The sequence below is a fragment of the Desulfatitalea tepidiphila genome (genome assembly GCF_001293685.1).
Taxonomy (GTDB): Bacteria; Desulfobacterota; Desulfobacteria; order Desulfobacterales; family Desulfosarcinaceae; genus Desulfatitalea; species Desulfatitalea tepidiphila.
This window is the reverse complement of sequence record NZ_BCAG01000003.1, coordinates 619,369-640,598: the sequence shown is the minus strand read 5'-3', so window position 1 is coordinate 640,598 and position 21,230 is coordinate 619,369. Positions and strand designations below refer to the sequence as shown.

Below are 21,230 nucleotides of genomic sequence, written 5' to 3'. Positions count from 1 at the left end.
TCACCTCCTCTTCAAAATATTTTCTGCCGCCAATTTTCCATCTGCCAGTTGCTTTTCGGTGGCTGCGGGCAACCGAAACATCCTTCAAAGCACCTGGTCGTCCACTCTGTAAATGCGACACGGTATTCCTCTGAGTTGGACGGCCCCGGTGGAAAGTTCCTCCGGGTATCCGTTGGTCAGGATGTTAATGTTGGATTTCCGCCACTCGTATTGGGTTTCTTCAGACTCTTCGGGAAACCACCAACCAAACGCGGGCATGACGACCCGGCGGTCTAAGTCGGGGTTAAATTGCGCCTTTTGAACGATGCGGCCTTTGGCAGCTTCAATGTAAACCATGTCACCCTTTTCTATCCCGGCGTCCCGAGCAGTGTCTGGGTGAAGTTCGACCAAGGGTTCTGGATAACGCTTCCGCATCGCAGGGTCGGAGCGATAACCGGAAAGCATGTAGCCCGTTTCCTTTCTGTTAGTGAAGATGAGAGGGTAATCCTCGGATTCGGAGGCCACCTGTTTAGGCTTCATGAGTTCTTTATAGTAGGGCAGCGGGTCGATGCCCAATTGCTCCATTTGGGCCGAAAAAACTTCCATCTTCCCCGAAGGCGTCTGAAAAAACCCGTCCTCGTTTCCTTTGAGGTAGATATGATCAGGGTACAGAATCCGTTTGGTTTTGAATTCTTCGAACGTAATGCCTCCCGGCTCGAGCCAGAAATCCAGCATTTTCTCATCGGTATCCTCGAAGAAATACTCACTGAACCCAAGCCGTTTTGCCAGTTCGTTGAAAATTTTCATGTCGGGCCATGCTTCTCCAGGTGGGTCGATGAATTTCGGATCACATTTGACCTGCCCTGTCCATGCTGGCCAATAGGCAATGGTGGCATGTTCTCCAGGCAATGCAGCTGGGAGGACTATATCCGCGATAGCAGTGGTTGGAGTGTGAAAAATTTCCGCTACGGCCATGAATTCTAATTTCATCAGGGCGTCGTAGGTCGCCTTTGCGTCCGGGTAAGTGCAGAGAGGATTGGTCACCGAGAAAAAGCCGGCTTTGATGCTGTATGGCTTGTCGGTCAGGATGGTATTCACTAACGTCTGGGTTGGAACATAGGCCGACCCGATCGCAAGTACAAATTGGTTGGCAATGGAATTTTCCTTCTGTCGTGGAAATCCTTTCGGAAAGTAAAACTTGCCCGGCCTGTAAAATTTGTTCTGGGTTTTGACGATGAGTCCGCCGGGAACCCCCACGCTGCCGGTCAGTCCGTTCAATATAAATATCGCTCGGCAGGTTTGAAGCGCTGCAATAGTTCCCTCAAGGGCATTTCCCGTGCCGATGATGCAAGGTGTGTTACACGCAATCATTCGGGCCGCAGCGACGATCTGATCACGGGGCACCCAGGTTTCCCTTTCGATGTCATCAAGGGAGAACGTTGCGATGTGTTCCTTGAGTTGATCGAATCCCACCGTCCAACGCCCCACGAATTTCTTGTCGTAAAGGCCTTCTTCAATGACCACCTTGATCATGCCGAGGGCTAAAAGCCCGTCCATAGCAGGCTTAGGCTTGATCCACAGATCGGCCTTGGATGCATAATCGATAGTGCCGGGATCAATGACAATAAGCTTGCATCCGTTGTCAAGGCGTTCATCGATCTCGGTCGGCATCATGCCGTTGAAAGTCCCGCCGATATGCCTTGGGTTATTACCCCATATCACCATGCAGCGTGTCTTTTTCGTATCGTAATCAGCGTTCACCATCATTGAACCGTGCGTAAACTGATTGGCGGCCGCTGTTTGTACACCGCAGTAGCAGCCTGGCGTGATAACGTTAGGGGTCCCTATTACCGAAGCGAGACGTTGTCCGAAGGCGAAATCTAGGCCCTTGGGCTCTCCCAGGACCATGGCGATGCTTTCCGGTCCGAATTGGTCTTTGCAAGACTGAAAAGTGCTGGTAATTGCATCCAGGGCTTGGTCCCAGCTAATGCGCTCCCATTGGCCGCCGCCTTTTTTTCCCTTTCGCTTGAGTGGATATTTCAGCCGTCCCGGATGATTGTATACACCGGGAATGGTTACGGGACCCTTTGCATCCGGGCATATATCGGAAAGAATACCGCTTTCCCTGTCTTTGGTGACCTTGATAACCTTCCCATCTTGCACGTGGGCGATGAGACTACAGTGCTTCCCGCAAAAGAAACAAAAAAATCCATATTTTTTAATAGACATTTCGATCTCCTTAAATTCCTAACCAAGCTATTGTCGATTGGTTTTCTGCTGTCTTGCCCTCTCCAGATCTCTCAGTGCGAACCGCTGTATTTTGCCAGTGATGGTCCTTGGCAAATTCTCTGATTTAACGAACTCGATCGCTCGTGGATTCTTGTATACCTCGATCTTCTGCTTGACAAAATCCCTCATTTCCTCCACCAGGGACTCAGAGCCGGTATATCCATCTTTCAAAACCACATAGGCCTTTACGATGTTACCCCTTACCTCGTCGGGCACTGCAATAACGGCGCATTCGATCACCGCAGGATGCTGAAGAAGCGCTGACTCGACTTCTCCACCGGGAATTTTATAGCCCCCACTGACAATCATTTCATCGTTGCGGCCGCGATACCAAAAATAGCCGTCCTCATCCTCTAAATAGATCAACCCAGGCCTATTCCAGCCTTTCACTACACCCTCCTTTTGTTTGTCCGGGCGCCGCCAATATTGTTGTCCCCATGGCGCCCGCACCAAAAGTTCGCCTTCCGTACCGACGGGCACATCCTTGAAAAAATCGTCAACGATTTTGCATTCAACGCCTGGAAAGGGTCTGCCCGATGAATCCAGTTTGTCATCTGGGGTATCTATCGTTGTGGTAAGCCAGTAATTAAGGTCACCGGATCCAACTGAATCTATGATCGTCACGCCGAAACGCTTTTTCCACTCCCTGGTAGTTACCCCTGGTAGCCATTCGCCTGCGCTTTGGCAGATTCGCAGCGAACTGCAATTATATGTCTTTTCTGCGTTTTGGACGCCCAGCATCATCCTGAATGCCGTGGGCACACAGAACAGGACGCTAATCTTATGCTGCTGGATGGTTTCGAACATCTGCTTCGGGTCGAAACTTTCGACTAAAGACACGCTGGAGCCCTTAAAACCTGGAAAAAGGAGCAAAGAAAAGCCGAAAGCAAATGCAAATGCGGGATGGCCGCCAATGACGTCCTCAGGTCTCAAGTCCAAGATATTCGGGCAGTAACTTTCCATCAGGCAGACAATGTCTCCAACCGACGTGATGATCCCCTTGGGATTGCCTGTGGTGCCTGAACTGTAAATAATTCTAAGCAAATCGTTTTTATGGGTGTCTGCACTTTCGCAGTCCGCAGACTGGTTGGAGACAAGGGTATCATAGGATAGACAGTTTTCCATCGTGCCGTCCAACAGGATGACGTCCTTGACCGTCTTGAAGCTGGGCCTTGCTTTTTGCACGTCATCGAAGCCCTTAGCGCTTGCAATGATGGATATAGCTTCCGAATCGTTGGCCCTGAAAGCAATTTCCTCTGCTCGCAGCAAATGGTGGGTCAGCACCGGGATCGCGCCAATTCGCCAGCATGCAAAATAGGCGGCAAATATTTTCGGATTGTTTTCTGATCGCAGCATCACCCGGTCGTTTCTATCCATGCCAAGTTCGCGTAGGGCGTTTGCAAGCTTGTTGACCAATTCCTGCATCTGCCGGTAAGTAATTCTTTGGTCCTTGAAATAAATGAGAATGTGTTCACCTCTACCTGCCCGCACATGCCTGTCGATGCAGTAATCTACAATGTTCAACCGCTCAGGAAGGCGGCATTCGGGGAGTGCAAAAATCTTCTCGGGGAGACATTCTTTGGGAGGTAAATACGCTTCTGGGATGGTGGCCATTAAATTTCTCCTATTTTTGTATGTTTTGCAATAATGTAAGATAGAAAATCGTTCAATTCCATAATGATTAACTGCTTACCCAGCGACGGATCTGCTGTATTTAGGAATGCGCCAACCGAAATCGATCAGATACCCAAATTGAGCCTCATTTCCCTGATGTTGATATTACATGCCCAAAAAAAGGAAACAATCAGACAAGGCCGGAAAAATTTGTAGGAAAAAACCTATAAAGATTGTAAGGTTTCATGCTGATTGGTCTTAGAATGCGGCTTTGCGATCATTTGTATTGTGGAAACTGGTCGGCGTCGCTTGCCCAACGACCCTGCCTTGGCGAGTTCTTTGAGGCGGCCTGCGGCCGTAAATGTGTCTCAGACGAGATTATTCATGATGGTGTAGCGTATCAGTTGAGCGGTAGTCTTGATCTGCATTTTCTGCATGATCCTTGCCTTGTAAGTGCTGACCGTCTTGACACTCAGACCCAGTTCGGAGGCAACCTCCGACACTGTTTTGCCCATACCGAACATACATAGTACTGAAAATTCCCGGTCGGATAATTTTTCATGCGGGAGTTTGTCCACGTTGTCGAGCTGTAGGGCTATCTGTTCGGCAAGCGTTTCGCTAATGAATTTTCCGCCTGCAAGAATTTTTTGAATCGCCCTCAGAAGCATTCGCGGGGCGCTCTCTTTCGTCAAGTAACCTGACGCCCCTGCCTTGAGTATCCTTAAACCGAACTGATCCTCGGGATGGATTGTTAGCACCAAAATTGGCGTCTTCTGCCTCAAAGCCTTCATTCGGCTGATCAGCTCCACTCCGCTGATTCCGGGCACCGATAAGTCCGTAATGACCAGGTCCACCTCGGTTTTGCTTAGCACTCTAAGAGCCTCGGCCCCGTCGGCGGCTTCCGCCATCACCTTCAGATCTGGGGATTCCTCGATAATCCGCTTTAACCCCTCCCTTACAACCGAATGATCATCCAGTATAAAAATTCTGATCAATTCATACCTCCCGACCTTCCGATTCAGGTACAGGGATTCTTGCACTGACACTGGTTCCCCGGCCGGGGGTCCCTTTTATATGCACGGTGCCGTTCCAAAGAAGCACTCGCTCGCGTATTCCCATCAAGCCCAAAGAATTATTAATTGTAACAATCTCTTCACTGATTCCGATGCCGTTGTCACTGATCTCCAGATGAAGGATTTTGTCCTTGATGAAAAGAACGATGATCGCTTTCGTCGCCTTCGCGTGCCTACAAATGTTAGTCAATGCCTCCTGAATGATGCGAAAAACCGTGGTCGCCTGATCCGGGAATAGGAAAATGTCTTCGCAATCGACCTCGATTTTCAAACCGGTTCTGTTCTCTATGTCCTGCGCAAGCCACTCCACAGCGGCTGAAAGCCCCAGTTCCTCCAAAACGCTGGGTCGCAATTCGGTGCAAATCTTCCTCATGGACTCGATTGTTAAATCAACCATTTTTGACATGGAATAAATTTTCTCTCTGTATTCCGGTTGGCCTATTCTGTCTGCCATCCATTCCAAATCCATCTTCAAGCATGTAAGGGACTGACCGAGCATGTCATGGATTTCGCGTGCAACCCGCGCCCTTTCTTTCTCACCTTCCTGTACGATTCGAGCTGAATATTGGCGCATGCGCGTAAGCGAATTCTGGAGCTTTGTCTCAAGCGTTTTCCGCCGGGTGATGTCTTCGATAATGGCAACGCCGCCGTCCACCTCATCGTTACGGTCGAACAGGGGAGCACATCTCAGATATGCCCAGGTTTCGGGCGCCTTCTTACTCGGCCGGTGCGGGCCTTCATAGACGCCTAATTTGCCTTGAAGGGCTCTACGCATTGCCGGGAGCGTGCGTTTGTCATAAAGCATATTCATGTCCAGACCGATTATCCGCTCGCGTCTCGACCGGATCATGGATAGGAACCTCTCATTGCACTCCGTAATCACCAAGTGTTTGTCATAAAGATAGACTCCTATAGGGCTTTGATGAAAAAGCAAGTGATACAGTTCTTGGTTTTGTTCCAAAAGTTTCATATATGTAGAATTTTGGACTCTTTTAGTGAGATCGGAAATTATTTCCATTCTGCTTTGTAAGATCTATCATTGTTTGTTATTCTCTTTCCAGCACATTAATTTACCTGGCACAAACTATTACCTGAATTTTTCACCTGAATAGCGAGAAAGGGTAGAAACCATCTGGGAACCCTTGCTAATGTGGGAGTTGCAAAGACAACCCATAACAACAGGAGGTACCCAGATGGTAAAATCCAAGAAATCAGATTTCAGCAAAAACCGCAACCTTAAAGGATTTAGCCCAAATGGCACGAAAGCCAAGAAAATCAATGCGTCAACCGCTTATGATACGTGTAGCGAGCAGCTGAGCGCATTTTGCGGCGTTTTGCCGCTGATCAAATTTTTTGATCTGGTTGGTTTTCGAAAAATTTTTGACTTCGTCTATAAAGCCCCAGCTCATGAGCCCAAGCTGGGCCGCTATTCGATGATGACAGGCTTGCTGATATGGCCCGGTGCCCCCTCCCAACCTACCGGGCCAGATTTCATCCCCCAGAAAACGAACCACAGTTCGTTTCTCAGTTCAACATCCCCAATATATTCCCGCCAACCCGTGACAATCGAAAACTCGATTCGGCCGGCAAATCCTCCTTCTGTGCCGCCCTGGTATACGTGTTGACCACATTAAACATGGTCTCTCCAGCTTCCTGTGGCCAGGCCCACTCCACAGCATCTTTTTCGCCGCCATTTAACGCAAACTGACGATTGAAGCTGGCCAGGGTCGATTCTGGATTATCCACCCGTGATTCCAAAGACAACCGGAACTGTTCCCGCTGGGCGCCCAATTCCAGCGACACCTTGTCCATTACGATGGGAAACTCACCTAAAATCTTGGTGCTCACATGCCGATAGGAGGCAGACACATCGGATTTCGCCACAAGACCATTAGTGCAGACCAGTCTCAACACAAATGCTGCAATGGATAATGATGCCAGACCTACTTCCGAATTAGATATCGATATGCCCGGTTTGAATTTGTCCCCGTTGATGTCAAATGCCTTGGCACCATCCGGGATGCTCAACGACATGAACTCTGTATCCAGATGACATTGAACCGGAGTCTCGGGTTTATATCCCAGGGAATCCAAACGCTCCATCACCTCGAAATTGTCCACGGGAATATACTTGGTCGTAAACACTGCCCGCACCTCCTGTCCATCGAACCGGAACAGCAGTTGGTCATTTTTCTCATGCTTGATCCAGTGGTTTAAATTCATCGCCTGCACATCGGATGGACATCTGGTCAAATACGGATAGGGGATCCCCAGGCGATTGGATATGGACCTTTGCGCCACAGGCCTTAACGGGTGGGGCTCTCCTGCAATGCGAACGATGTCCAGGTTATCAAACGATATGTCCGGCACGGCGATGTTCTGATCAAAGCAGTTTACCGACATTGCATCCACGCGGTCGAACACTTTGCCAAGGGTTGTCAAATTGGGTTTCATACGATTCTCCTTTAAGGGTTGAATTCCGGGAGATGCGCCTTTCACCACCTGGCGCACTATATTTTCCCTGACGACTCTACAGGGTGCGTATCCATACAAGCGGACGGGTGGCTTCCGGAAAGATGCTGGTTACGGACTATTGCTGATGATTACCGGCTGGTTGGATTCTCGTTGATTTTACAATGGGTGGGATTGAATCTGCGGGAGTTGACGTTCAATGGGTTTGCTTCTGAACGGTCAAAGTTTTCACAATGAGGACGACCATCTTTGCATTTATCATGCAGTTTACTTCTCAACTTACGGGTCGTCATCTTTTCAAATGGGTAGGCCATGTCATTACCTCCATCTAATCAGGCAAATAGGGCTCTCCCAAATCAAACAGGCAGATCGATACGGGCATGGATATGGTTGGATAGAGCGAATCCACGTCCTCTTTGACCATGCTCACGATATCCCCATAAGGACTTTTTTCACTTCGCTTGGCGGTCAGCATGAGGATTCCTGCTTCGATGTTGCCCTTGTCATAGCCGATCTGAAGTCGCATCAGACCCTCCAGGATATATTCGTAGGCGCTAAAATGCCCATCGATGGCAACACCGTGCTTGAACCCCTTGTATTGGTAACGGCGGCCGGCGATGACATTGAGACATCCGCTTTCCCGCCATCCCATTTCATCCAGGGCAAGACGTAGCAGCTCTTTTCGATAAAGTGATCCTTGCAGGGCGGTAAACACATATTCCATGGTCATGGCCACATCCGAGACCATTGCCTTTTGCTCGATGATCTTGTCTGCGTCTCTGAAATGAATCAGCTGAAAATCCACGATTGGACCTCCTTTTATATAAGGTGTGATATCTATAATGGGGTATAGAGAGAACGGGTGCTGTAGCGGTTGTGTGGGGTTTTAAGCGGCGGATTTATGCAGGTCGACATTACGCTTGCCGAGCATTTCATCCAAAAACTGGGACTTTTTGGCTGGTTGCCCCAGATAGTTCAATGGGTATGACACAAACAGCAATCTCATGGCCCTTGAGATGGCGACAAAACATATGCGCCTTTCTTCTTCCAAGTTTCCTTTACCGCTGGGCATCAGCCCCTCGACCAGACCAATCACGAACACCACGGCATACTCCAGACCCTTTGCCTTATGCACGGTCATTAAACTCACGCCCTCTTTGTCGTCACCCACTGTCTCGTCCGTGAAGCTGTCGGCATATTCAAGAAAGGCGGCAATGTTTGAATAACGGGCGGCCGCTAATTGCAATTGGTTGATGTTTGAAATCTTGATGTCATCGGGACTGGGAATGTCTTCGTCCACGATAAAGCGATCATAGTCCCAGATGATGCGAATTTTCTGTATGACCTGCACGGGCTCTAATGTTTCGGCGCTTTCAATCAGCGGGTCCATGAACGCTGCAAATTCTCTGATCAGCTTTCTCACATAGGCAACGGTGATGATCATGGATTGTAATCCTGCATACAGATGAATCCCCCGCTTTCGGCAGTATTCTTTCAATTGATCCTTGACCTGGTTGCTCACATAGCGGACCGGCACATTGAGGATATTGAGTAGCGCCTCGTCTGCTTCATCGCTATCCGGGGCATGGATTACCCGCAGATAGTCCAGCAAACACTTGACCTCGTAGCGATCATAAAAGGTGCGCCCGCTTTGAATGTGATACGGGATTTTGTTTTGCAAGAAGGCCTCTTCCACATACCGGGATTGAAAATTTGCTCGATAGAGCACGGCAATATCGCTGTATTGATATCCATGGCGCTCGATAAGATCCACGATTTCATTGACCACGCCCATGGCTTCGGTTTCCTCATTGGACGCTTCGAGCACAACGACATCATCTCCATCCGGGTTGTCGGTCTTTAATTCCTTATGGATCTGCTTGACGTTGTGACGGATCAGGTTTTGACAGGCAGCAAGGATCTGGGGCGTTGATCGATAGTTTAAATCCAAAATGAACTGACGGGAGCCGGGAAACATGGACTGAAAGTTGAGGATATTGCCAACGGATGCGCCGGTAAATGAATAGATTGCCTGATGATCGTCGCCGGCCACCCAGAAACTTGAAGCGTCAGGATTGCCGTCTTCCCGAATCAGCAGGCGCAGCAACTCGAACTGCACCGGGTTGGTGTCCTGAAATTCATCTACGAGGATCGATTGAAAGCTGCCCTGGTATTTCGCTCGCACCTCATCGTTATCCCGCAGCAGGAAGTAAGTTTCAAGGAGCAGGTCATCAAAATCGAGCAGCAGCTTGTGTTCCTTGGCTTCATCGTATGCCTGGTAGATCTCAGAAATGCGCATCATGGTCTTGTCGCTTTCAAAAAGCGCTTTAAACTCTACCGGGTCGATGATGTTGTTTTTGGCCAGAGAGATTTCTCGCAGCACGGTGCCCACTGTCAGATCCTTTACCTTAAGGCCCTTCATGACGTTTTTGATGAACACCAGCTGCTCTTTGCCGGACAGGATTTCAAAAACTTTGCCCTCGACTTTGAGCAGATGCAGACAAAACGAATGGATGGTGGACAATCGGACCCGTGACGACATCTCCCCTAATACCGGCACCAGGCGTGATCGCATTTCGTCGGCGGCATTTCTGGTAAAGGTCAATCCCAGGATATGCTCGGGCGGTATGCCGTATTCGGTGACAAGGATGCCGATCCTTTCCATCATGGTTCTGGTTTTACCGCTACCCGGCACTGCTATGACGGCGGCGATGCCCTCTTTGAACTGTGCCGCTTCCTGCTGTTTGGGATTTAATTCGCTCATGCTGCCTGATCCTCCTTTTCAAGGTTGCGAATGGTGTTGATGGCCATCTTGATGCGGAAGCGCTTGGCCACCAGTTCATTGATCTGGGAACTGGTCTTGTCCTCCTGAATGAGCCTGGACAGCGCCTTGCCGTAATCTTTGTGAAGCTCCTGCAAAAATGACACGACCGCCTCGGGTGGATGGCGTCTGAGCAACAACTCCACATTGACGATCTGATAGACCCGGTCCCCGTCTGACTGCATGAACGTTAAAAACGATTGAACGTCATTGATTGCTCGCTTGGTCATACTCTTCTCCTTCCAGATAAGCGTCACATGCTTTTTTGTAGGCGCACCCCTTGCACTTCCAGCTGGTATCGTTAGCTACGAACACTCCCTTTGAGATCCCGTCCCATACCTGCCTGGCCTTTTTAATCAAACGCCGTTCATCCAATTCTGTACGGGTGGTCCAATACTGTTCAAAACGAGGTACTTTCGTTTTTATCAAGGTATCGAAGCGCAGCAGGATCTCACGATTGCCGTATCCGTTTTGCTTGGCCGCGATCTGATACATGGTCAGCTGCTGGTTCTGGTCAACTTCGTCTTTTGAATAGGCCCGACCGCTGGTTTTAAAATCCGTGATGATGATGGTGCCGCAGCTATCCTGTTCGACCAGATCCATGGCCCCGATGATGGGAATATCGATACCCGGCAGGTTGAAACTGAATGCTTCTTCTATGGCCAGGATCGTAAAATCGTCATCGGGCAACTTGGTATACCAGGCAGTCAGTAGATCTCTTCCAAACATCAAAAGCGAGTTGTAATCGTTGCCGTCCGCATACCGGATGTCATCTCTGCCCCTTGCCATATCCAACCAGGTGAACACGAAAAACTCATGGACCTCTTTTAAAAGCATCCGGTCCCCCATCATCTTGGCGCTGTAATATGCTTCAAGCACCCGATGAATGCAGGTGCCAAACTCAAGGGCATCGGATTTAAACTCCATAGGCAGTTTGTCGATGCGCCCGCATTTATACAGCAGCGAGCACTCCACATATTCGTTGATGCTCGATGCCGATAGGTGCGGCGTTTGCCGCAATTCACTTAAAACCATTATCAGTTCCTCCTCATAGGCATCCTAAAAACGCAGTTGCTGCGTATTTGTTAAAATACGAAGGCGATAGGCATCCGGTTGGCGCGAGTTAGGATCTGCCTATCGCCTTTAAAATGGCATACGTTAAGGATCTGCTTTAATTCCCTTAGGCAGCGGTCTGCAGTTGCCTGATGAAGGCCGAGGCATCGCTGCTGGTTAGGTTGTCGAGCGTGACACCATAGGATTCTTCAACCATGCACTCGATCTCCTCAACGCTGATGCCCCGGCGTCTGGACAGATTGAATATGGCACGGCGCTGTGCCTCACTCATCCCGGCACGGGCAGGACTCTTTGAAGCAGTGTTTGAAGAAGGCTCCGGCTGATTTTGGTTTTCCACGGCAGGTGCCACCGGCTCTGCGTCTGATTTCGGTTGGTCATCTTCAGCAGCACTCTTTTTTGGCGCCTTGGAAGGAGCCTTTTTCGCCGGTCTGGATTGCGCTTTAGGATGCTCATGATTTCCCCCTTCGTTGATGGCTTCATTGATGTCGGCAAGCTCTTCCAAAGCGGTCATCCCCACATTGGTATAGGACCTGAGCGCTCTTGCAATGGCACGGGTGCTGGCCATCCTGAGTAAATGTTTCGATACCTTGCTCGAACAATTGGAGGGATTGGCGTCTCCGATGTCAGAATACGTCTCACCGAGCTTTGACATTACGGTTGCCCGACACACAGCAAAATGTCCATTGTCCCCGGTGGGCATCTGGACGATCTCAACTTCGATGCTGGAAATTCCCTTTTGATGTCCCAGGTCGAGCAGGCCCGGATATTTGACAAATTCCTTTCCCTCAATCTTTGTGATCCAGCGTTCATCCAATTTGGGCGCTTGACGTTCTAAGAAAGTGGCCCCTTCGACCTGTTTTTGGGGAATGGCGTTGTATACAGCCAGGATATGTTTGCATTTAAAGTCAGGTGACTTTTTCACATTGCGGGCATAGTCTCCGCAGGTGCATGAATCGCCCGCATCGCTGATGATCACGTTGTATAAAATCTTGCCCTCGCTGCTTTCGACGAAGTATTGGCCGTCATCGCTTTGCAGCACTTTAAGTTGTTCCGCCTTCTGGTTTCTTTTCTGTATCTCTTTTGCCGTCATGGTTCCTCCGTTTCTCCGTGAGTATGATTTTGAGCCAGTCGAGCAGCTCAAGTCCAATTGCGATGATCAGTTCAGCGGTTCTTGTCTTCATCGCCCTCCTTGTGGTTCAGATAGGGACATCATCGGCTGGGTTGTCGCCAAATCCCCTGCCGTCTGTCTTTATAAACTCGATGGAATTGGCAATCAGCTGGATCGATGTGCGGGTGACGCCTTCATCGGTTTCCCACTTGTTCTGGTCCAAGATGCCGACTACAGCGATGCGGGCGCCTTTATGCAAATGGCGTTCTGTGATTTCTGCCAGTTTTTGAAAGCAGGTGATCTTGATCCAGCCGGTCTTCTTTTTCGATGACCGGAAAGCCAGGTTGAATGTGGCTACCGGGTCGCCCTCGCTGGAATAGAAAATCTCGGGGTCGGCGCCCAGGTTGCCGGTTAAAATGCATGAATTGAGCATGGATTTGCCTCCTTGGTTGGGTTGATGGATTTAGGTGGGATGGGTTTGGTGGTCTATTGGGGATTAATATATATAGATGGAGGCGGGGTGGAGGGATTTAGGGGGCAGAAAAATCTTGAGTCGCCCGATATTACAATATGATGTGGATTAATGAGGCTAAAGACATATCTATAATTGGCTATAAGCGATGATACCTACGCTTTTCCTATGGATATCTCAAAATTCAACGCCTGCCATTTCGCCTATCATCCTGAATTGAGAACAGGATATTCTAAGGGCATTAAGTGCATTATGAAATCCGCTCTGATCATAACGCTCATATGCATCGCAGTTTACGCTGTTTCGACTGGTAGTGTGGTAATTTTTTAAACCCTGAACTGTTTTCAAAGTTGTCGCTTTTCTGCGACTCCTAAAGTAATCAAATTGTAATATATAATCTCAGCAGAAAGAAGATCCAGAGATAGCACAGGCTGGATTGTCGTAAAAATGCGACATCAAGTTTCCGAGAATGTTGCTTTTTCGCGAATTAAATTCAGGCCGGGAACCTCATCGCGATGATCCTTTTAGTATTCATCCTGCAATTTCGACAATTGTCAAGAATGGCACGGATATTGTTATCAGCTTTGTTGTAAAACAGTATTGATCTTCTGATCATGTCCGCTATCGGCCGAGAAGACGCGGCCGGATGATCTATAAAAAATATCCTATTATTTCTGGCCAGGTATTTTTGGTTGTTTAAATTCGTAACTATCGGTTAGCCGATTATGAAAGTTCACCAATTACTATAGGAGATGTATTATGCTGAGGAATTATGAAAAATTCATGACCACGAGTCCTACTACTAGAGTAGAGCGTCTTCGTAATGCTTACTTGGAAAACTTTAAACATTCTCAGCCTAGCTACACCATCTATGCCGACCGCGCTATTGCCAGAGTAATGAAGGAAACTGAAGGGGAACCAATGGTGCTGCGACGGGCGAAGGCCTTTGCCGCCGTGGTGGCTGAAATGCCGATAAACATATATCCGGACGAACTGTTTGTGGGTTGGATTGCCGGAACACCGGAATCCACTGCAGCCTGTCCCGAGCAGCGTGGAGCCAAATTTGAGCTGCAACTCGAATACATTGAGAAGATTGACGAGGAAGACCGGCGTGTTTTGAAGGAGGAAATCATCCCCTACTGGAAGGGGGATGGTGGATGGAGAAAAAATTGGGGAACGCGAGCTTATCAGATGATGCCTCCCGAAACCCGTTATATTCTTTATGGGGATGCTGACCCTGACGGCGAAAAGGCCTGGATGGTCAGCCTGTCAGATCCTCATGGCAGCCCTTATATCAAGTTGAAAAAAAAGCATGAAACACTGGGACGGGGTTTGATTGACGAGTTGATGCGGAACCAGCATGTGGGCCACTGCAGTTTCGGTTATGAAAAGGTTTTGGAAAAAGGTTTTTTAGGGATAAAGCAAGATGCGGAGAATCGGCTGGCCAGGCTGGACATGAGAAACCCGGAAGATCTCAGGAAACTCCCCTTTATAAAAGCTGTAATCATAGCCATGGAAGCAGCAGCGGGGGTCGGCAAGAGGTTTGCAGATAAAGCCTGGGAAATGGCTCGAATGGAGCCTGATTCGGTTGGAAAGGCAGTATTCCAAAAAATTGCTGAAATATGTGATTGGGTTCCCGCGCACCCCGCTCGTACCTTCCATGAGGCCCTGCAATCAGTATGGTTTACTCAGATTATGAACTTTTGGGAAACGCCCTTGGTATTAGCCGTATCACCCGGCCGGGCCGATCAATATCTCTACCCTTACTATTCCAATGACCTGAAGGCAGGAAAAATTACTAAAGAAGAAGCCCAGGAATTGATTGATTGCTGGATGATGCGGTTTTCTCAGGATGCCACTCCCTACCATTCGCATTCGGGCGCCGGCTATCACCTTGATGTGGGTGGTCTTAATGCAGATGGTAGCGATGCCACCAATGAACTCTCTTTTATGTTCCTCGAAGGAATGATGCATACTCGGCTGGTTGAACCGAATATCGGGATCTTGGTGCATAGCAAGACGCCCGATGATTTACTGATCAAAGCCTGTCAATTATGTTCTTTAGGGACCGGCCATCCAACGTTTCTAAACAATGACGTATTCGTTGAAAACTTTCTATCGCGAGGAAATCTTGGGGGCCCCACCGTTCCTCTTGGATTAGCTCGTACGAGCGGAGCCATTGGATGTAACGAAAACCACGTGGCCAATTATGATTCGGAATATACCCTCGGGGCAGCCATACCGCTTCCTGCAGTCCTGGAGATGGCTCTATGGAACGGGTGGAGCCCGATGCACAACAAACAGATGACTATAAAGACAGGGGACCCCAGGGAATTTAAAAGGTTTGAGGATCTGCAAGAGGCCTTTGTCAAACAGCTGGAATATCTAGCCTGGCACTGCGCGATTATTATAGATTGCTTTGAACTGGCCATGGCTGAAATGTATCCCACAGTCTATCAGTCTGCGCTGATCGAAGATTGCATTGAAAAGGGTGTTCCAAGAGAATCAGGAGGCGCTCGCTATAACTTTGGCCCTTGCATTGCCACTTCCGGAGCCGTGGATGTGGGTAATTCTCTGGCTGCCATAAAAAAGCTGGTGTTTGATGAAAAGAAAATAGACATGGACCAATTACTATCGGCATTGAAAAACAATTTTGAGGGATACGAGAATCTTCGAACACAGCTTCTTCATGCTCCAAAATTTGGGAACGACGATGACAGCGTTGACAGCCTCGTCGCATGGGTGACAGAGGTGTTTTGCAAGGAGACTGTGAAGCATAAAAACACCAGAGGTGGGCACCTGATGCCATATCAAAATCCTCTCGCCGCATACTTTAGCCATGGAAAAATGATTGGCGCCCTCCCCTCGGGACGTAAGGCATGGGAACCGCTTTCTGATGGGATCTCCCCTACACTTGGCAGCGATATCAACGGACCGACGGCAGTTTTAAAATCAGTGGCCAAAATCGATAACCCATCAGTTTTTTTTGGTGAAACCCTGAACATGAGACTAAATTCGGAGGTTTTCAGTGACCAGGAAGGGATTTCACGTCTGGTAAGTTTTATCAGAACATTCATCGACTTAAAAATCCATCATATCCAGTTTAACCTCGTCTCTTCCGCTACCCTGAAAGCTGCCCAGGAAAGGCCTGAAGACTATCAGGATTTGATGGTTAGGGTCGCAGGATATGTTGCCTATTTTGTAAAATTGGTCAAGCCACTTCAGGACAGCATTATTGCGAGAACTGAACATGGCCATTAATAAAAGATAGGATCCTCCTATCTTGATTATGGATAAAAATTATCAAACAAGTATTTGTTATTCGATAAAATACCTCGTAAGGCATAAATTTTGGTTCATCACGTTATTCATACCTAAGGTTTATGAAGTTTATAATGCACCAAAATTTTCATAAGCAGAAATATATGGTTCAGTTTGAAATCAAAAAAATCAGTAGTCTAGTTGATCTATCACGTAACCAAAATACAAGTACTATTATTCTATAAAATCACTAAAAATGAAAGGTTGTAGGATGAATAGATTTGGGATTCCATATTTCACTCTACAAGACTGTTTTAATCACCATGGATTGCACTACGCTGACAGAGTAGCTTTGATATGCGGCGAAGATAGTATCACTTGGGGGGAACTTAACCGCCGCATGAACCGAGTTGGAAACAGTTTAATTCAACGAGGGATTGGCAAGGGCGATAAGGTCTGTACGCTTCTACCCAGCGCGATCAGCACTGTCGAGATCATGTACGGCATTACTAAGTCTGGGGCGGCAATGGTGCCCTTATCAGCTCTATCCCAACCAGAAACTCTGCGCCTTTTGATTAATGACTCTGACGCATCTGCAATCTTTGTCGGTCCAGAAATGGAAGCACTCATAGATCCTATAAGAAAGAAACTCATAAATATTAAACCCGGGTATTTCATTTCAGTAGGATTCGAGAAGGAAGGTTGGGTTTCTTATGAGGATTTCACATGGGAAGTGTCTGATAAGGATCCGGTGGTCAAATATGATAATGAAGACCATGGCCTTATCCTTTACACTTCTGGAACAACTGGGACTCCTAAAGGGGCTTTGTTTACCCACTGCGGCCGATACATATGGACCCTCGAATTAACCGCGTTTTTTGGGATCACAGACACCTCTAAAACTCTCGTCAGCACTCCCTTATATCACTCGGCAAGTATGTCAATTATGCAACCGACCCTGTTAAAAGGCGGAACAATTATTATAATACCCCAATTTGATCCTGAAGGGTGGATGAAAGTAGCCGAGAAAGAAAGGCCGACCCACTCGTTTCTGGTTCCCACTCAGTTTGGCGTTATCATGAATCATCCAAAAATAAGGGATTATGACATAGCCAACTTCAAATGCATTTTTTCCACTGGCTCGACATTAATGCCGGAGATGAAAAAGGCGATTATTAAGCGATTCGGCAATGTACTTTTTGAGATATACGGAAATACAGAGGGTATCTCAACTTGTCTGGATCCGGCCAACATGCTGAGAAAAGTAGCCTCAGTAGGCAAACCTATGCATTGCATGGATTTTCGGATTATAGACGATTCCGGGCAGGAATTGCCTTGGGGTGAATACGGTGAAATAATTGGTTTCGGAACGACCATGTTTAGAGGATATTACAAAAGACGGGATTTAGATGAAGAGTCAATGTGGATGGATAAGCGCGGCTATACATTTATAAAGACGGGAGACATGGGCAAGTACGACGAAGAAGGTTTTCTTTACATCGTGGACCGGAAGAAAGACATGATCATTTCCGGAGGGGTCAACATTTATGCCTCAGATATTGAATCGGTACTCAAGATGCACCCCGACGTGGTGGATGCGGCAGTGATTGCAATTCCTCATCAGAAATGGGGCGAGACGCCACTATCACTGGTGATTAGAAGGGAAGGATCACATGTCAGTGAAGAAGACCTCAAAGAATGGCTAAACTCAAGACTTGCTAAGTATCAGCAGGTAAGCGCCATTGAATTTAGAAAAGAGTTCCCACGGAATGCTCTTTTAAAGGTAATTAAAAAACAACTGCGTGATCCCTACTGGAATAAATAACGTGATGGAGAGAATTAGATGAATTTCTTTAGTTTAGCAATAAAGAATATCAACAAATATGGGGAATATGTTTATCTGCACATGTGTAGTTTGAATAAAAAAGATCGACAATAAAATACAACATGAGGGAGTATTAAATTGGCCGAAGCGGTCGGACTTATATCAGGTATCGAAAGATTTGCCATTCATGATGGACCCGGCATACGCACCTTGGTCTTTATGAAGGGGTGTCCGTTAAGATGTCTATGGTGCTCCTCTCCGCATACCCAGAAGTACACCCCGGAGTTGTTATATGACGCTACACAGTGTGTGGAGTGCAACACGTGCGTTGAAACATGCGCATTAAACGCTATATCGTTATCCCATGAAACGGGAGTCAGTGTTGATGCAATTTTATGTGATTACTGTGGAAAATGCGCAGAGAACTGTCCTGCCAAGGCTTTGGAGCTTGTCGGAAAAAAAGTCACGCCGGATGAACTCGTTAAAGAGGTTAGCAAAGATAGTGCATTTTTCAGACGTTCCAAAGGAGGCGTGACAGTTGGCGGCGGTGAGCCAACATTTCAGGCTGAATTTGTGGCCCAGTTTTTGGCTTTGTGCAAACGGCAATTTTATCACACGGCAATTGAAACCTGTGGGTATTGCCAACAGGCAAAATTGGAAAGCCTCCTCGAGCACTTGGATTTGGTCTATATGGACATCAAGCATATGGACGACACGCGCCACCGTGAGTTGACCGGGGTCTCAAACCACCTGATATTAAAGAATGCACAAAGGGTTGCCCAAGTTCGGCCCCTGATCCTTCGTGTCCCTGTGATCCCTGGATGTAATGATAATGTTGACAACATCAAAGCCACTGCGAAGTTTGCATCCGGCCTCGGAAAAAATCTTCTGAAGATAGAGCTGCTCCCATATCATCAATTTGGCCTGAATACGTATATTCGAATGGGTAGAGATTATTTGCTTAGAGATACTGAGCCTCCCAAACGGGATCAGATGGAACAATTAAGGCAAACTATAGAGACATATGGTGTAAAAGTTCTGGCAAGACGGGCATAGTTCAACCCTTTTGAACATTGAACAAAGATATTATCACTTGATAGAATACTTTGCCATTTTTCTATAGAGTGTAGCTCGGTTGATTCCCAGTTCCTCGGCCGCCTTGACCCGGTTATTGTTGTGCTTTAGCAGGCATGTCCTGATCAACTGATCTTCCATGTTCATCTTAGTGGTTCTAAAGTCCATACTCGCTGGGACTGCTTGTGTTTGTTTTCCTATCTCCAGAGAAAAATCGTCTGCCGTCAACAAAGTCTTCGAGGAGAGGTTGATGGCGCGTTCAATGGCGTTGCTCAGCTCCCTCACGTTACCAGGCCAGTCGTAATTCAGCAGCAAGGCCATTGCCTTATCATCAACACCAAGAACCGATTTACCCAGCTTAGGACCGATTGACTTTATGAAGTGGGTTACCAATCCTGGAATATCATCCTTTCTGTTTCTCAGGGGAGGTATTCTGATATCCATGACCCCCAGTCGATAATAGAGGTCGAGTCTAAAATTGCCGTTTTTGACTTCCTCCAATAGGTTTTTGTTGCTGGCGGCGATGATTCGCACATTAACCGGAATCACCTCTTTGCCTCCCAGTCGAACGACAGTCCCTTCCTCAAGCAATCGCAACAGCGAGGCCTGCATGTCCAACGGCATTTCTCCAATCTCATCAAGAAAGACCGTCCCTTGGTCAGCCAGCTCGAATTTACCGGGATTTCCTCCCTTTCGTGCACCGGTAAATGCTCCGTCTTCATAGCCGAACAACTCACTGGATATGAGTTCCTTGGGCAACGCAGCACAATTAATAGCAAAGAATGGTTCCTTAGAACGATCACTGGCGTTATGAATCGCCTGGGCAAACAAATCCTTACCTACTCCGCTCTCACCCAGCAAAAGCACGTTGGAGTCTGAGTCGGCAGCCTTTTGGGCATAGGATAAGGCAGATGTAAATTCACGGCTTTGGCCTATGATTTGGTCGAAAGTAACATTGGCGCGGGCTCCCGAGACTCTTTCAATCAATTGTTTGTACTGTTTCATAGGCTGGAGGATGACAACCGTGCCAAGGATCCTGCCATTTTGTCCTATTAAAGCAGTAGAACTGACGGCCAATTTTTCCAGTTTTCCCTTTTTGCGGATCAACAAAGGCTCTGCGGAAAGTCTCTTGCTACTGAATAGCTTGGAAAGAAAGTGTTCATTGCCGGGAGGCATCAGGTTCTCAAGAGCTTTACCTTCCGACTTTGCTGAATCGATCCCCAGAACTCTGCCTGCAATCATATTGATATGGGTAATTCTGTGATTGCGATCTAACGTTAAGACACCTTCAGACATGGATTCCATGATGGTTGTTTTATGAAGGTTGGCCATTTCACTTTGTTGACATGAATCCAGGAGGGCCATCTGGTGCTCGATAGCTCGTGCTGCCGCCTCCGCCATACCCAGCGTGTGAGGATTGAAAAGGTGCTGCGGTCCGGCGACAGTGAGGAATCCAAGGATCTCCCCCTCACTGTCAAAAATCGGGGATGCACAGCCGCAGCCAAAGGTAGCCACTCGACAAAATGATTCATAGCCAATAAACTGAACTGGTTTTTTTAGGATAAGGGCAATGGCTGCCGGAGTTGTTCCCATGACTTTTTCTGACCAGTCGGCTCCCTCCACGAAATTGGCGAGGTTAGCAAAATCAAGCCCACCTTGACCGCCCACCCGGGAGAGAATGACTAGGTCGCGATCGGCCAGGGCAAAAACGAAATCGGTTCCCTCGACAAACTGGTTGAGATGGGACATCATCACGGCTGCCTGTTCCATTAAAAAACTATTTCGATGTCTCCTCTCTTTAAGTTCTTCGGGAGAGACGATCACGTCGCAATAACGTTTATATGGATCAACCCCATATTTTTCGCTTCGTGACCAAGACTCTCTGATTTCCGGCGTTATGGTAATACCATCGCAATGGCCGGTTTTACGCAGAGATTTCCAAATATTTTGAACTTCACCCACGACAGATCCCAATCCTTTTATCCTAAAGTTAGCCTTTTTCTATGGTCACCGCAGTAAAGTTTGAAACAAAATTTATGCCACTATAAATACGTTTAGTCATAATATATTATGGGCATTTTTTTCTGATATATGGATATCTTGACAATTGGACCTCATAAAACAAAGGAAACTACATTTAATTTCTAACCGCCATTCTGACAAAAATC

At 47.7% G+C, this 21,230-nt stretch carries 15 protein-coding genes; 3 read left to right on the top strand and 12 right to left on the bottom strand.

Features of this window, described 5'->3' with window-relative positions; translation table 11 throughout:
• Window positions 1–84: 84 nt before the first annotated feature.
• From DFT_RS07400 to DFT_RS07350, 11 genes are all read right to left on the bottom strand, one after another.
• Complete coding sequence (locus tag DFT_RS07400) at window positions 85–2,208, bottom strand: molybdopterin-containing oxidoreductase family protein (RefSeq protein WP_054030583.1); 2,124 nt, start codon at window positions 2,206–2,208, stop codon at window positions 85–87.
• Window positions 2,209–2,235: 27 nt separating this feature from the next.
• Entirely contained in the window at window positions 2,236–3,882 is a 1,647-nt protein-coding gene (locus tag DFT_RS07395) for an acetate--CoA ligase (protein ID WP_054030582.1), read from the bottom strand.
• Between the two features lie 368 nt (window positions 3,883–4,250).
• Window positions 4,251–4,877, bottom strand: a complete 627-nt coding sequence (locus DFT_RS07390; protein WP_054030581.1) for a response regulator — start codon at window positions 4,875–4,877, stop codon at window positions 4,251–4,253.
• A 1-nt stretch (window position 4,878) separates the two neighbouring features.
• On the bottom strand, window positions 4,879–5,925 hold the full coding sequence (locus DFT_RS07385) for a PAS domain-containing sensor histidine kinase (protein ID WP_161807098.1): 1,047 nt from the start codon (window positions 5,923–5,925) through the stop codon (window positions 4,879–4,881).
• A 554-nt stretch (window positions 5,926–6,479) separates the two neighbouring features.
• Entirely contained in the window at window positions 6,480–7,409 is a 930-nt protein-coding gene (locus DFT_RS07380) for a DUF932 domain-containing protein (protein ID WP_054030579.1), read from the bottom strand.
• A gap of 346 nt (window positions 7,410–7,755) precedes the next feature.
• Entirely contained in the window at window positions 7,756–8,232 is a 477-nt protein-coding gene (locus DFT_RS07375) for a hypothetical protein (RefSeq protein WP_054030578.1), read from the bottom strand.
• Between the two features lie 81 nt (window positions 8,233–8,313).
• Window positions 8,314–10,191 carry an ATP-dependent helicase gene (locus tag DFT_RS07370; protein WP_054030577.1) on the bottom strand — a complete coding sequence of 626 codons (1,878 nt, stop codon included), beginning with the start codon at window positions 10,189–10,191 and terminating at the stop codon, window positions 8,314–8,316.
• Window positions 10,188–10,478 (bottom strand): hypothetical protein, encoded by a 291-nt coding sequence (locus DFT_RS07365; protein WP_054030576.1) that lies wholly within the window; start codon window positions 10,476–10,478, stop codon window positions 10,188–10,190. Before DFT_RS07365 ends, DFT_RS07370 begins: the two co-directional genes overlap by 4 nt.
• Window positions 10,456–11,283: a RecB family exonuclease gene (locus DFT_RS07360; protein WP_054030575.1), complete on the bottom strand. Its 828-nt coding sequence runs from the start codon at window positions 11,281–11,283 to the stop codon at window positions 10,456–10,458. The genes DFT_RS07365 and DFT_RS07360 overlap by 23 nt, the downstream gene beginning before the upstream one ends.
• A 145-nt stretch (window positions 11,284–11,428) precedes the next feature.
• On the bottom strand, window positions 11,429–12,412 hold the full coding sequence (locus tag DFT_RS07355) for an SWIM zinc finger family protein (RefSeq protein ID WP_152971896.1): 984 nt from the start codon (window positions 12,410–12,412) through the stop codon (window positions 11,429–11,431).
• Between the two features lie 106 nt (window positions 12,413–12,518).
• The gene (locus tag DFT_RS07350; protein WP_054030573.1) at window positions 12,519–12,863 is read right to left on the bottom strand and encodes a single-stranded DNA-binding protein; all 345 of its coding nucleotides are present in this window, start codon (window positions 12,861–12,863) and stop codon (window positions 12,519–12,521) included.
• Between the two features lie 798 nt (window positions 12,864–13,661).
• Between DFT_RS07350 and DFT_RS07345 the strand changes: the two genes are divergently transcribed.
• The 3 genes from DFT_RS07345 to DFT_RS24900 all read left to right on the top strand — a co-directional run bounded on the left by DFT_RS07345 (window position 13,662) and on the right by DFT_RS24900 (window position 19,044).
• Window positions 13,662–16,163, top strand: a complete 2,502-nt coding sequence (locus tag DFT_RS07345) for a glycyl radical protein (RefSeq protein ID WP_054030572.1) — start codon at window positions 13,662–13,664, stop codon at window positions 16,161–16,163.
• Between the two features lie 256 nt (window positions 16,164–16,419).
• On the top strand, window positions 16,420–17,988 hold the full coding sequence (locus tag DFT_RS07340; protein ID WP_083453378.1) for a class I adenylate-forming enzyme family protein: 1,569 nt from the start codon (window positions 16,420–16,422) through the stop codon (window positions 17,986–17,988).
• 138 nt (window positions 17,989–18,126) lie between these two features.
• Window positions 18,127–19,044, top strand: a complete 918-nt coding sequence (locus DFT_RS24900; protein WP_161807097.1) for a glycyl-radical enzyme activating protein — start codon at window positions 18,127–18,129, stop codon at window positions 19,042–19,044.
• A 33-nt stretch (window positions 19,045–19,077) separates the two neighbouring features.
• Here the strand turns inward: DFT_RS24900 and DFT_RS07330 are convergent, their stop codons facing one another.
• Window positions 19,078–21,036 carry a sigma-54-dependent Fis family transcriptional regulator gene (locus DFT_RS07330; RefSeq protein WP_054030569.1) on the bottom strand — a complete coding sequence of 653 codons (1,959 nt, stop codon included), beginning with the start codon at window positions 21,034–21,036 and terminating at the stop codon, window positions 19,078–19,080.
• Between the last annotated feature and the right edge of the window lie 194 nt (window positions 21,037–21,230).